Here is a 14,413-nt window from a genome sequence, read left to right on the forward strand (position 1 = left end):
AACCGAATCTGGAGATCGAGCGATGGCAAAGATCGGCCGGCAGGCCTATGCGGAGATGTACGGCCCAACCACGGGCGACCGGGTGCGGCTCGCGGATTCGGACCTCTGGATCCAGGTCGAGCGCGATTACACGGTCTATGGGGACGAGGTCAAGTTCGGCGGCGGCAAGGTCATCCGCGACGGCATGGGACAGTCCCAGCGGATCGCGGACGAGGTGGTCGACGTCGTCATCACCAACGCCCTGATTCTGGACCATTGGGGCGTGGTCAAGGCCGACATCGGCATCAAGAACGGACGCATCACCGGGATCGGCAAGGCCGGCAATCCGGACACCCAGGCCGGGGTCGACATCGTCATCGGTCCGGGCACCGAGGCCATCGCCGGCGAGGGCCAGATCCTCACGCCAGGCGGGATCGACTCGCACATCCATTTCATCTGTCCCCAGCAGGTCGAGGACGCCCTCATGTCCGGCGTCACCACCATGCTCGGCGGAGGCACGGGTCCCGCGACCGGCACCAACGCCACCACCTGCACGCCGGGTCCCTGGAACATCCACCGCATGCTCCAGGCCGCCGACGTCCTGCCGATGAACCTGGGCTTTCTCGGCAAGGGCAACGCCAGTCTGCCGCAGGCGCTGGAGGAACAGGTCCGCGCCGGTGCCATCGGGCTCAAGCTGCACGAGGACTGGGGCACCACGCCGGCCGCCATCGACTGCTGCCTGGACGTCGCCGAGCGGATGGACGTCCAGGTCGCCATCCACACCGACACCCTCAACGAGTCCGGATTCGTCGAGCACAGCATGGCCGCCTTCAAGGGGCGCACCATCCACACCTACCACACCGAGGGCGCCGGCGGCGGCCATGCACCGGACATCATCAAGGCGTGCGGCGAGCCCAACGTCCTGCCCTCCTCGACCAATCCGACCCGACCCTATACGGTCAACACAGTCGACGAGCACCTGGACATGCTCATGGTCTGCCATCACCTGGACCCAAGCATCGCCGAGGACGTAGCCTTCGCCGAGTCGCGCATCCGCCGCGAGACCATCGCCGCCGAGGACATCCTGCACGACCTGGGCGCCTTCTCGATGATCGCATCCGATTCGCAGGCCATGGGCCGGGTCGGCGAGGTCATCACCCGCACCTGGCAGACCGCGCACAAGATGAAGGTCCAGCGCGGCAGCCTGAAGGGCGACCCGGCCGAGCACGACAATCTGCGCGCCCGGCGCTACATCGCCAAATACAGCATCAACCCGGCCATCGCCCACGGCATCGCCCACGAGGTCGGCTCGGTCGAGGTCGGCAAGCTCGCCGACCTGGTGCTCTGGAAGCCGGCCTTCTTCGGCGCCAAGCCGAGCCTCATCATCAAGGGCGGCATGATCGTGGCCGCGCCCATGGGCGATCCCAACGCCTCCATCCCGACGCCTCAGCCGGTGCACTACCGGCCCATGTTCGGCGCGCTCGGCGGCGCGCGCACGGCGACCCGCATGACCTTCCTCTCGCAGTCCGCCATCGCGGCCGGCGTGCAGGACGCCATCGGTCTGCAGAGCCTGATCGGCGTGGTCATGGGCTGTCGCGACATCGGCAAGAAGCACATGGTGCTGAACGACGCCCTGCCAAACATCGAGGTCGATCCCCAGACCTACCAGGTCCGCGCCGACGGCGAACTGCTCGTCTGCGAACCGGCGAAGGTCCTGCCGATGGCGCAACGCTACTTCCTGTTTTAGCTACCAGCTACCAGCTACCAGCTACCAGCTACCAGCTACCAGCTACCAGCTACCAGCTACCAGCTACCAGCTACCAGCTACCAGCAAGATTGTACGGCTGGCGGCTGGCGGCTGGCGGCTGGCGGCTCATCAAGACTGCAACAGACGTTCGTCCTCCCATTGCTTGCGCAGGCGTGGCAGATCCTCACGATAGCCGTCGGCGTCGCCATAATCGACGAAACTGCTGGTGCGCGGATGCGGATCCATGGTGCGCTGGGCGTGCTTGATGGGGCACCAGAACTGCTCGGTCCGTCCGGAGACCTCGCGCGCGTATTCCAGAACCTGATTTCCGTATCCGCAATAGACGCAGTTGAGCTTCTCGATCAGATTGAGATAGGGCAAACGATGCCGGTCGACGATGAGATAGTCGGAACGACGGACCAGCGGAATACCGTAGACCCGAAAACACACCTGCTGGTAGAGGGTGATGGAAAAATCCAGGATGGCGAATGGCAGAATCATGCCGTAGATGACGGGCGCGGTCAGGATGAAGGCGATCGGTGCATTCGTGATGTAGCGCCAGACGCCGATACGCTTGCGCAGATGCAGACGCCGTACGTTCCGCTCGAAGACGACCTTGCCGCGCCGCCGCTCGTAACGAAACCGCTCGCGTCCCTCGGCGAGCATGCGGTCGAATTCGCGGTCGAATTCTTGTTGCGTCTCCCGCAGACGTCTCCGGATGTCCTCGAACACCAGATTGGACATGTCATTGCCTCTTGCATTGAAAATCGAGATGGCACGCCCAAGCGGTGAGCGCGTCACAACGGATGACGCTCTCCGACTACGGGGCGCGAAGAATAGCCACGACGCAGGGGTGAGAAAGGGCTGACCATCTCGCACGTCACATAGAGGCTGTCGCAAAAGCCTTTCCATCGGTTTTTGTGACAGTCTCCGAGAGGAGACAGAGGTCCGGATCGACCCAGGACAGGGCAAGCGGCATGCTAGCCTGACACAGAGACCCCGGCAATCGTTCGACGATGGCCGGATCGCATCCAACCACGCGAACGACCCAAGACACACGACTCATGATCCGTCTCATCCGCAAGACCGACCACCCGCTCGATACAGACACCACACTGACCCTGACCTACGACCAACGGGTTCGCAGCCGTCTGCGCGTCGTCCTCGACGACGGCCGCGAGGCGGGACTCTTCCTCGAACGGGGCACCAGCATCCGCGACGGCGACTGCCTGGTCTCGGAGGATGGATTGGCGGTCCGGGTGCGCGCCGGGGACGAGACACTCTCCAGCGTGCGCTGCGACGATCCGCTGCTGTTCGCCCGCGCCTGCTACCACCTCGGCAACCGACACGTCGCCCTTCAGATCGGACCCGGCATCCTGCACTATCCGCACGACCATGTCCTGGACGCCATGCTGCACGGACTGGGGCTGACAGTCGGCCTCGAACAGGCCCCCTTCGAGCCAGAGGCCGGTGCCTACGAGGGCGGACATCAGGGGCACGGCCACCAACACCATGACCACTGATCTCTCCCTGCTGCGACTGCTGCATCTGTCGAGTCCCAGTCTGCCGACCGGTGCATTCAGCTATTCGCAAGGCATCGAATGGGCGGTCGAATGCGGCTGGGTGCGCAACGCGGCGGATCTGGAGGGTTGGCTGCGCGATCAGCTGCGCACAACCCAGACCGGCATCGACCTGCCCCTGCTCGCCCGACTGCACAGTGCGGCCCGACAGGGCGACGACACCGCGCTCGACGCCTGGACCCAGCGCCTGCTCGCCAGCCGCGAAACCCAGGAGCTGCGCAGCGAGGAATCCAATCGCGGTCGTGCCCTGGCGGAGCTGCTGATCTCGCTGAAGGTGGCGGAGGCGGCCGAGCGCAAGGCCCTGCTCGCCCGCGCACAGGCCACGGGCTTCGCCTATGCCGCCGCTCACTGGGATATCGATCCGCGCCAGACCCTCATCGCATACACCTGGAGCTGGCTGGAGAATTTGGTCATCGCCGCCGTCAAGATCGTCCCGCTCGGCCAGACCCAGGGCCAGCAGACCCTCGCGCGCCTGATCAAGGAGATACCCGCAGCCGTCGACAGGGCCCTCCAAGCCGAGGACGCCGACATCGGCGCCAGCTCACCGGCGCTCGCCATCGCCAGCAGCCTGCACGAGACCCAATACACCCGGATCTTTCGGTCCTGAGGCAGACCCGCGAACGCACACCGAGCCCCTTACGCCCACACGGCGCTTTTGTTACGTTTGCCGACGACGCCGACGAACCCTCGCGGCGTCATCACCCAGCGATGGCGCAGAGACATACCCTCTCCGCCCGAGGAATTTCAGATGAGTCAGTCCCCATTGCGCGTCGGCGTCGGCGGGCCGGTCGGCTCCGGCAAGACCGCGCTGCTCGACCTGCTCTGCAAACGTCTGCGCGATCGCTTCGAGATCGCCGTCGTCACCAACGACATCTACACCCGCGAGGACGCCGAATTTCTGATCCGCAGCCAGGCCCTGCCGGCCGAGCGTATCGTCGGGGTCGAGACCGGTGGCTGTCCGCACACGGCCATCCGCGAGGATGCCTCTATGAATCTGGCGGCGGTGGAGGATCTGCAGGCGCGTTTCCCCGAACTGGACCTGGTGTTCGTCGAGAGCGGCGGGGACAACCTGAGCGCCACCTTCAGCCCGGAGCTGGCGGATCTGACCATCTATGTGATCGACGTGGCCGAGGGCGAGAAGATTCCGCGCAAGGGCGGTCCCGGCATCACCCGCTCGGACCTGCTGGTCATCAACAAGATCGATCTCGCGCCCTACGTCGGCGCCTCGCTGGAGGTCATGGAGCAGGACGCGCGACGCATGCGCGGCGAGCGTCCCTTCGTGTTCACCAACCTCAAATCCGGGCAGGGTCTCGATAGCGTCGTCGATTTCGTCATCGACCAGGGAATGCTCTCCACCTCGTAGCCTGGTGGAGCAGAGCGGAATCCGGGGGATGCCGTGAGCCGCTAGGTGGTAAGTTCGCCGGCATTTCCTGGCTTCGTTGCGCTGCACCGGGTTCGGGCGATCAGGGGACGTTGAGGCTCGATTCAAAACAAGGGAGATTCAGGTGGGGGCACCAATGTCGGAGCAGGTGGACGATTGGCCGTGCGGATTCATGCTGATCCAGGGCAACCGGCTGGAGCTGCTGCGCAGCCTCATGGTCACCTGGATGAAGCGCTATCCGCTCGATCCGCTGGAGAACGAGCTGGTGCTGGTCCAGAGCAACGGCATCGCCCAGTGGCTGCAACTGGCGCTGGCGGCCGATCCGAGGGAGGACGACTCCGGTGGCTGCGGCATCGCTGCGGCGATGCGCATCCTGCTGCCGGGTCGATTCATCTGGGAGGCCTATCGCAGGGTTCTCGGCGATCTTCCCGCAAGCTCGCCCTTCGACAAGGCCCCGTTGACCTGGCGCCTCTATCGCCTGCTCGGCACCCTGGACCAGGGCGAGGACGGCGATTGGCGCGCGCCCCTGACGGGCTTTCTCGCCGGTGAGGATGCCGAGCGACGACGTCATCAACTGGCCGCTCGGCTCGCCGATCTCTACGACCAGTATCAGGTCTACCGGGCCGATTGGCTGGATGCCTGGGAGCAGGGTCAGGACATCCTCATCCGTCCGAATGGCGAGCGTTCCGCGCTCGACCCGTCTCAGCAGTGGCAACCGGCACTGTGGCGCGCGTTGCGGGACGACATCGCCACCGACCCGAGTCTCGACGATGGCCCCTTCGGTCGAGCCAGCCGCGCCAGCGTCCATCTGCGCTTCCTCGACGCGGCCCGCTCTCCGAGTACGCCCGACGAGGCCGAGGCACTGCCACGCCGGATCATCCTGTTCGGCATCTCGTCACTGCCCCGCCAATCGCTGGAGGTTCTGGAGGCGCTCGCCGGACATTCTCAGGTGATGCTCTTCGTGCACAACCCGAGCCGGCACTACTGGGGCGACATCGTCGAGGGACGCGATCTGTTCCGCCGTGCCTACCGCCGCAGCGCGGCGCGCAAGGTACCCGAGGGGCTGGATGAAGACGCCCTGCATCTGCACGGTCACCCACTGCTCGCTGCCTGGGGCAAGCAGGGGCGCGACTATATCCGTCTGCTCGACGAGCACGACCAGCGCGAGCAATACGAGCCGCGCTTCCAGTCCCAGAGCCTGGAAATCGATCTCTTCGAATCGCCCGGCGAAGACAGCCTGCTGAAACAGCTGCAAAGCGACATCCTGGAGCTGCGACCACTGCACGAACGTCGTGAAGACGGCACGGAGATCGATCCGACCGGCGACCGCAGTCTGGAATTCCTGGTCGCCCACAGTCCGCAGCGCGAGATCGAGATTCTCCAAGATCAACTGCTCGACGCCTTCGAGCGGACGGCCCAAACCGACCGACCGCTCCAGCCGCGCGAGGTGCTGGTCATGGTGCCGGACATCGACACCTACGCACCGCATATCGAGGCGGTCTTCGGACGGCTGGCGCCGAAGGATCCGCGTTTCATCCCCTTCCATCTCTCGGACCAGGGTCTGCGTCATCGCAATCCGCTGCTGATCGGTCTGGAGTCCCTGCTTGGTCTGCCCAGCTCGCGCTTCGCCGTGAGCGAGCTGCTCGACCTCCTCGACATCCCCGCCCTGCGCGCGCGCTTCGGCATCGAAGAGACCGACCTGCCGCGACTGCGCCGCTGGGTCGCCGGGGCCAACATCCGCTGGGGCCTGGACGCGCATCAGCGCGCCGCGCTCGATCTGCCGGATGGACTGGAGCAGAACACGTGGCGTTTCGGACTCAGGCGCATGCTGCTCGGATTCGCCAGCGCCGGGGGCGGTCCCTGGTGTGGCGTCGAGCCCTACGACGAGATCGGCGGTCTGGATGCCGCCCTGCTGGGTCCGCTGGCCGAGCTGTTGGAGACCTTGGATGATTACTGGGGCCAATTGCAGGAGACGCGCCGGCCGACCGAATGGACCGCCCTGATCGTCAATCTGCTCGCGGATGCCTTCGCCGAGACCGGCGACGCGGACGGCCTGGCCATCGCCCAGGTCCAGCAGGCGCTCGAACACTGGGAGGACCAGTGCCGCCTGGCCGGGGCCACCGAGGAGAGCCTGCCGTTGGAGGTGGTGCGCGAGGCCATCCTGAGCGAGATCGACCAGCCCACATTGAGCCAGCGCTTCCTCGCCGGGGCGGTCAATTTCGCCACCCTGATGCCGATGCGCGCCATCCCCTTCCGACACATCTGGCTCTTGGGGATGAACGACGGCGACTATCCGCGCAGCCGGCGACCGGCCGACTTCGATCTCATGGCCAACGACTATCGCCCGGGCGACCGCTCGCGGCGCGAGGACGACCGCTATCTGTTCCTGGAGGCTCTTCTCTCGGCGCGCGAGCGTCTGGTCATCGGCTGGGTCGGTCGCAGCATCCGCGACAACGCGGTCCGACCGCCCTCGGTGCTGGTCGGACAGCTGCGCGATCACATCGCCGCCGGCTGGCGCCTTCCAGGCGGCAGCGGACAGGATCTGCTGAAGGCGCTTACCACCGAACATCCGCTACAGCCATTCAGCCGGCGCTATTTCGAGTCCGGCCGCGATCCGAACCTCTTCACCTATGCCAAAGAGTGGCGACTGGTTCACGAGGATCGCGCGACCGGCATCGAGCCCCCGCCCCGGCTGTCCACGCCGATCCTGGACGCACCCATCGGGCTCAAAACCCTGGGACGCTTTCTGCGCCATCCGGTCGCCAGCTTCTATCAGGAGCGACTCGCGCTCCACTTCACCGAGGCCGACGACACCGCCGACGACGAGGAGACCTTCGACCTGGATTCGTTGCGGAACTGGGCCTTGCAGGACAATCTGGTCCAATGGGTTGCGAGCCGACTGCACCAGGATCCGAGCACCGATGTCGACGCCACACTGGAGCACAACGTGCGGCGCCTGGCCCGTGCCGGACATCTGCCGCTGCCGCCGTTCGATGGTGTCTGGATCGCGTCGCTGACCGAGAATCTGCGCGAGCCGATCGCCACCTACCAGGGGTGGCTGCACGACTACCCGGAGCAATGCCCATCGCAGCGTCTGATTCTGGAACGTCCGGGGATCCGTCTGGAGGACAGCCTGGAGAATCTGCGCCAGAACGCGGACGACCAGCGCCTCATGCTCCGGCTCCAGGCGAGCCGTCTCCACTCTGGCAACGACCTCAAGTGGTACCAGCTGGTGCGGCATTGGCCGGTCCATCTCGCCGCTCAGCTCGAAGGCCCGGTCGTCACCCGTATCCTGGGGCCGGAGACCGATCTGGCTCTGGAGCCGCTGCCGACCGAGCAGGCACGCGCACTGCTGGAGGATCTGCTCGACGCCTATCTTGAGGGCATGACGGCACTCCAACCGCTCGCCTGCCGCACCGGGTTCGCCCTGCTCCGCTCCCGCGACGGCCGGTCGGCGGATCCGGCGAGCATCTACGAGGACGGCTACGACCGCACGGGCGAAATGCGCGACCATCCGGGCTACGCGCGCTTCTGGCCGAGCTATGACCGACTCGCCGCCGACCCGGCATTCGAGACGCTCGTCGAGCGACTCTACCGCCCACTGTTCGACCATCTGAGCGCCGATCCGGCGCCGTGCCAGGAGGGAGACCTCGCATGAGCCAGGAACTCGACCTGCTCCGCTTCCCGCTAAGCGGCAGCCGTCTCATCGAGGCCAGCGCCGGAACCGGCAAGACCTTCACCCTGGCCCTGCTCTATACCCGTCTGGTGCTCGGCCATGGCCCGGAAGAGAGCGCCTTCGAGCGCCCGCTGACGCCCCCCGAAATCCTGGTGGTAACCTTCACCGAGGCCGCGACCCAGGAGCTGCGCGAGCGTATCCGGACACGTCTGGTCGAGGCCGCGACCCTCTTCGAGTCGCCAGACCGCGAGATCAACGCCGCGAACATGCAAACGGACCCCATGATCGGTCTGCGCGCCGACTATCCGCCCGAGGACTGGCCGGGATGCGCACGCCGACTGCGTCTCGCCGCCGAGGCCATGGACGAGGCCGTCATCTCGACCATCCACGGCTGGTGCAACCGCATGCTCAAGGAGCACGCCTTCGACACACGGGGTCTGTTCGACCGCGAACTGGTCACCGATCAGTCCGACCTGGTGGCCGAGGTGCTGCGGGATTACTGGCGCGCCCATTTTTATAGACTCACCCCCGATCAGGCGAAGGCCGTGCTGGAGGTCGTGAAGTCTCCCGAGGCCCTGCGCGATCAGCTCGCGCGCTGGCTCGGTCGGCGCGACAGCGGATTCAGCTATCGGGGCGAGCCTCTGATCTGCCAGTCATTGACCGAGCCACTGGCCGCACATCTCGCCTGGTCCGCCAGCAAGCGCGAGGTCGAGGCCGAATGTGCGCGGCTCGATACGGCGATTCAGCAGGAAGAAGACAAGGCGCGCGCCGCCTGGCGCGCGGATCGGCCCGCGCTGGAGGAAACGCTGCGCGCGCTGCGCCCGCACCTCAACGGCACCTCGCACGCTAGCGCCAAGGCGGACACCTTCGACCAACTGCTCCAGTCCATCGCCGACTGGTCCGAGGGCGACCCGGCACCCGGCAAACTCAAGAACTTCGCCCAGGACGCCTTCTCCTTCAAGAAGACCGCCAAGGTTCAGACCGCACCCCAGCATGCCGCCTTCCAGGCCATCGCCGACTGGAGGGCGGCCGACGGCATGCGACCCGCCCAGCCCGACGCGCCCGAGCCGCCACTGGAGTCCTGCCTGCTGGCGCACGCCGCCGACTGGGTTCGGGCCGAGCTGGAGAAGCGACTCCAGCGCCGCGCCGAGATGGGGTTCGACGACCTGCTGCGCCAGCTCGATACCGCGCTGGACCCGACACTCGGCACCGCCCAGGCGAGCCACCTGGCCGCGACCATCCGCCGTCAGTTCCCCGTCGCCCTGATCGACGAGTTCCAGGACACGGACCCGGTCCAGTACCGCATCTTCGATCGCATCTACAGGGTCGCCGAGCCCCATCCGGGCAGCGCACTGGTGATGATCGGCGATCCCAAACAGGCCATCTACGGCTTCCGTGGCGCCGACATCCATGCCTATCTGGCGGCCCGCTCGGCCACCGAAGGGCGCCATTACACGCTCGCCACCAACTTCCGCTCGACCGCCCCGCTGGTCGACGCCTGCAATACACTCTTCGAACAGGCCGAGTCGTGGAGTCGCGGCGCCTTCCGCTTCAAGGACGACACCGGATACAACCCCATCCCATTCGTCTCCACGGGATCCAACGACCGTCCCGAGCGACTGACGCTGGACAGCCGGGAGGCACCCGCTCTCACCCTCTGGACACTGGACACCGGCGAAGAGCCCGTCTCACCCGGCACCTATCGCCAGACGATGGCCGAGGCCGCAGCGACCCAGATCGTCGATTGGCTGAGCGCGGCGCGCGAGAACCGGGCCGGATTCACCCGGCCGGACGGATTCGAGCGACTGCGTCCCAAGGACATCGCCATCCTGGTCCGCACCGGCCGCGAGGCGGCCCTGATGCGCGAGGCGCTGGCCGCGCGCCAGGTGCCGAGCGTCTATCTCTCCGACCGCGACTCGGTGCTCGACTCCCAGGAGGCCGCCGACCTGCTGCACTGGCTGCGTGCCTGCGCCGCACCGACCGACGAGGGACTGGCGCGGGCCGCGCTCGGCACCAACACACTCGCGGTCCCGCTCGCAGAGCTAGCCCGACTTCAGGACGACGAACTGGCCTGGGAGGAGCAGGTCGAGCGCTTCGGCATCTACCAGCGCATCTGGCGCCGCCAGGGCGTGCTCCCCATGCTCTACCGCCTGATGGGAGACCTGGACCTGCCGGCCCGTCTGGTCGGACGCGCCGACGGCGAACGCATCCTCACCAATCTGCTGCACCTGGCCGAATGGCTCCAATCCTCGGCCACCGGGATCGACGGCGAACAGGCCCTGATCCGCCATTTCGCCGAGCAGATCGAACACTCGGACAGCGAGCAGATTCTGCGCCTGGAGAGCGACGCCGAGCTGATTCAGGTCATCACCATCCATAAATCGAAGGGGCTCGAATACCCATTGGTGCTGCTGCCCTTCATCTGCGGCTGGCGCGAGGTCGACGGACACAGTCGCCAGGTCCCCTATCGCCATGCGGGCCGAACCTATCTGGAGATCGCGACCAAGCAGGGATTCGCCGAGGCCTGGCTGGCGGCCGACGACGCGCGTCTGAGCGAGGACATGCGTCTGCTCTATGTCGCACTCACCCGTGCCCGCCACGCCCTTTGGGCCGGGATCGCGCCGCTCAAGAGCGGCCGCTCCAAGCGACCGCAACTGGAAAAGTCGGCGATCGGTCATCTGCTCGGCGGCGGACGGGTCTTCGACAGCCCGTCGGAGATCTGGGAGGCGCTCGGGGCACTGCGCGACAAGTGTCAGCACATCCGCATCGAGCCGGTGCCGACCGCGTGCGCGATCCCGCTTCCACCCGAGGGGGCCGAGCGCCTGGAGCACGCGCGCCCCGCCCCGAACATCCGCCGCCAGCCCTGGTGGATCGCCAGCTATTCGGCCATCACGCACGACATCTATCCAGCCTCCGGAACGGACGGCGAACCCGGCTCAAACCTGCCGCTCTCCTCTGAAACCGCCGCGCAGGAGACGGCCCTAGAGGAATCGGCGAGCACAGTAGCCGCAGAGACACCGAGCTCCAGCGCGACGGCGATCTCACGTGGACGCTTGCACGCCTTTCCGACCGGTGCTCATATCGGCACCTTTCTGCACGGCATTCTGGAATGGGCGGCCACCCAGCAGACCCGCGACGACACAGGACGCATGCTGAACGGCTATGCCGCCGCAGCCGAGTCGGAGTCGCTGCGCCGCGAGATGCTCGGCCGGCGCTGCAACCTGCGCGGCCTGACCCAATGGATCGACACGCTGGATGCCTGGCTGCGCGACCTGCTCGTCCAGACCTGGGTGCTGAGCGACCTGGCAGAGGATCCGGCCAATCCGACCCACCTGGCATTGCGCGACCTGAGTCCGCGCCAGATCCAGGTCGAGATGGAATTCTGGCTGCCGAGCCACGGCGTCGACACGCGGCGCATCGAACGTCTGGCGATGGAGTACATCCATCCAGGAATGCCGCGTCCGGCACTGGCGCCCCACTTCCTGAACGGCATGCTCAAGGGGTTCATCGACCTGGTCTTCGAGCATCAGGGTCGCTACTACCTCCTCGACTGGAAGTCCAACACACTGGGAGAGGACGACGCGGCCTACGATCGCGAGCGCCTGCGCGAGACCATTCTCGCCAGACGCTACGACCTCCAATACCTGCTCTATCTGCTCGCCCTGCACCGCCAGCTCGGCGCGCGGCTGCCGGATTACGACTACGATCGTCACATTGGCGGCATTCTCTATGTCTTCCTGCGCGGCACCGAAAACGCGACCCAGGGGCTCTACATGAACCGGCCGAGCCAAGAGGCGATCGAACGACTGGATCGTCTGTTCGCTGGCGGTCGCGAAACCGAGGGAACCAGCGATGCGGCCTAGAGATGAAGAATTCGGCGGCATGACGGCGGGAGATCTCTTCTTCCGGCTCGAAACCTGGGTAGAGACCGGAGTGCTGCGCGCGCTCGACCTGGCACTGGCGCGCTTCGTCCATATGCAGTGCGGCGAGACCGATCCTGCCGTGCTGCTCGCCGTCGCGCTGACGAGCGAACGCAACGCGCACGGCCATGTCTGTCTCGACCTGGAGGGTACGCAGCGAAACCCGGACGCGCTGCTGGCCCGTCTGCGCAACGACGTAGATAAAGCCGAGGAGGTCCGTCGCGACCTGCCCGGACTGCTCGCCCCGCTGCGGATCACCGACTGGATCGCACGTCTGTCACGCAGTCCGGCCATCGACTCCAAGCTCGTCCCTGATACCGCGATCGAGGCGACCGAGGTGACCGAGGGGGAAGACCAATCCCCACTGGTTCTGCATGGCACGCCGGAACGCCCGTTGCTCTATCTGCGCCGCTACTGGCGCGACGAACAACGGATCCGCGCAGGAATCGACCGACGCCTCGAAGACGCCATCGAACTACCGGAGGAGGACGTCAAGGGTCTGCTGGACCCGCTTTTCGCACCCGCCCCCGGATCCGACGCTCAGGTGGACGCCTGGCAAAGGGTCGCCTGCGCCCTGGCCGCCCGCAACGCCTTCGCCGTCATCACCGGCGGACCGGGCACGGGCAAGACCACCACCGTGGTGCGCCTGCTGGCCCTACTCCAGGGACTCTCCATGGGCCGTGGCGAACCGCCGCTGCGCATCCGGCTCGCTGCGCCCACCGGGAAGGCCGCCGCGCGCCTGAACGCATCCATCGCCGGCCAGGTGGCCGATCTTCCGCTCGACGCTATCGCCGAAGGCGAGCGGATCCGCGCCGAGATCCCGACCCAGGTGACCACGCTGCACCGCCTGCTCGGACCCATCCCGGACAGCCGTCATTTCCGCCATCACGCGGGCAATCCATTGCCGGCCGATCTGGTGGTGGTCGACGAGGCATCCATGATCGACGTGGAGATGATGGCCAGGCTGCTCGACGCGCTGCGCCCCGAGGTCCGGCTCATCCTGCTCGGCGACAAGGACCAGCTAGCATCGGTCGAGGCCGGGGCGGTGCTCGGCGATCTCTGCCAGCGGGCGCGCGAGGCCCACTACCGCCCGCAGACCGCCGATTGGCTGCAACGGGTCACCGGCCAGCCGATCCCATCGATCCATCTCGACCCCGAGGGCCGACCACTCGATCAGGCCATCGCCATGCTGCGCCGCAGTTATCGCTTCAAACCGGAAGGCGGCATCGGCGCCCTGGCCGAGCTGGTCAACGCGGGCATGTTGGACCAAAGACCGGTCACCGACCGACTGGCCGCGCTCAAGTCGCTGTTCGAGCGCCAGCAATCCGACCTGGACGCGCAACTCGGGCGCATCGCCGCCATTCGGCTGAGAGACACTCAGGATACGTCCTTCGACGATCTGGTCCGTGATGGCTATGCCGGCTATCTGCGCCTAATGCGCGATGGACGTCCAGACGACCAGGCCGATCGTCAAACCCTGGATGACTGGGCCTCCGCCGTGCTGAATGAGCACGCCGGTTTCCAGCTCCTCACGGCACTGCGCCAAGGGCCCTGGGGTGTCGAGGGACTGAACCGGCGCATCATCGATGTGCTGAGCACCGGCGACGAGCCACTGCTGCAACCGCGCGCCAACCCGGCACAGACATTCGCCAACGCCAGCGAGGGCTGGTTCGCCGGCCGCCCCCTGCTGGTCACCCGCAACGACTATGGACTGCGGCTGATGAACGGCGACATCGGCATCGCGCTGGAGGTCCCGGTACGCCAGACCGATGGCGCCGTCCGACGGGTACTGCGGGTCGCCTTCCCGAGCGGCGACGGGACCGGCGGGATCCGCTGGATCCTGCCCAGCCGACTGATGGCGGTCGAGACCGTCTTCGCCATGACGGTGCACAAAGCGCAGGGATCGGAATTCATCCACACCGCACTCATCCTGCCGGATACGCCCAACCCGGTGCTCACCCGCGAGCTGGTCTACACCGGGATCACCCGTGCCCGCAAGACATTCACACTGCTCTACAGCCAGGATCATGTCCTGGCGGACGCGCTGAACCGACGGGTCGAGCGGGTCAGCGGCCTGGCGCTGGCGCTGACCGGGGCGCCGCGAGACGCCGCCGATCGGCAATGACAGAG

General features: G+C 66.5%; 8 protein-coding genes. 7 read left to right on the top strand and 1 reads right to left on the bottom strand.

Annotation, left to right across the window (positions count from 1 at the left end; all coding sequences use genetic code 11):
• Positions 1-22: 22 nt before the first annotated feature.
• Complete coding sequence (ureC, locus tag THIDRDRAFT_RS11130; protein WP_007040942.1) at positions 23-1,726, top strand: urease subunit alpha; 1,704 nt, start codon at positions 23-25, stop codon at positions 1,724-1,726.
• A 129-nt stretch (positions 1,727-1,855) separates the two neighbouring features.
• On the opposite strand, the gene THIDRDRAFT_RS11135 is transcribed toward ureC, so the two are convergent.
• The gene (locus THIDRDRAFT_RS11135; RefSeq protein ID WP_007040943.1) at positions 1,856-2,470 is read right to left on the bottom strand and encodes a hypothetical protein; all 615 of its coding nucleotides are present in this window, start codon (positions 2,468-2,470) and stop codon (positions 1,856-1,858) included.
• Positions 2,471-2,790: 320 nt separating this feature from the next.
• On the opposite strand from THIDRDRAFT_RS11135, the gene ureE reads away from it, so the two are divergent.
• The 6 genes from ureE (at position 2,791) to recD (ending at position 14,408) form a co-directional block, all read left to right on the top strand.
• On the top strand, positions 2,791-3,249 hold the full coding sequence (gene ureE, locus THIDRDRAFT_RS11140) for an urease accessory protein UreE (RefSeq protein ID WP_007040944.1): 459 nt from the start codon (positions 2,791-2,793) through the stop codon (positions 3,247-3,249).
• Positions 3,239-3,913, top strand: coding sequence for an urease accessory protein UreF (locus THIDRDRAFT_RS11145; protein ID WP_040844626.1), 675 nt, complete (start codon positions 3,239-3,241; stop codon positions 3,911-3,913). The genes ureE and THIDRDRAFT_RS11145 overlap by 11 nt, the downstream gene beginning before the upstream one ends.
• Positions 3,914-4,054: 141 nt before the next feature.
• Positions 4,055-4,669, top strand: a complete 615-nt coding sequence (ureG, locus tag THIDRDRAFT_RS11150; protein WP_007040946.1) for an urease accessory protein UreG — start codon at positions 4,055-4,057, stop codon at positions 4,667-4,669.
• 142 nt (positions 4,670-4,811) lie between these two features.
• Complete coding sequence (recC, locus tag THIDRDRAFT_RS11155) at positions 4,812-8,345, top strand: exodeoxyribonuclease V subunit gamma (RefSeq protein WP_342610852.1); 3,534 nt, start codon at positions 4,812-4,814, stop codon at positions 8,343-8,345.
• Entirely contained in the window at positions 8,342-12,226 is a 3,885-nt protein-coding gene (recB, locus tag THIDRDRAFT_RS11160; protein ID WP_007040948.1) for an exodeoxyribonuclease V subunit beta, read from the top strand. The genes recC and recB overlap by 4 nt, the downstream gene beginning before the upstream one ends.
• Positions 12,216-14,408, top strand: coding sequence for an exodeoxyribonuclease V subunit alpha (gene recD, locus THIDRDRAFT_RS11165; protein WP_007040949.1), 2,193 nt, complete (start codon positions 12,216-12,218; stop codon positions 14,406-14,408). Before recB ends, recD begins: the two co-directional genes overlap by 11 nt.
• Positions 14,409-14,413 lie beyond the last annotated feature (5 nt).

Origin of the sequence: Thiorhodococcus drewsii AZ1 (assembly GCF_000224065.1) — a bacterium.
Taxonomy (GTDB): Bacteria; Pseudomonadota; Gammaproteobacteria; order Chromatiales; family Chromatiaceae; genus Imhoffiella; species Imhoffiella drewsii.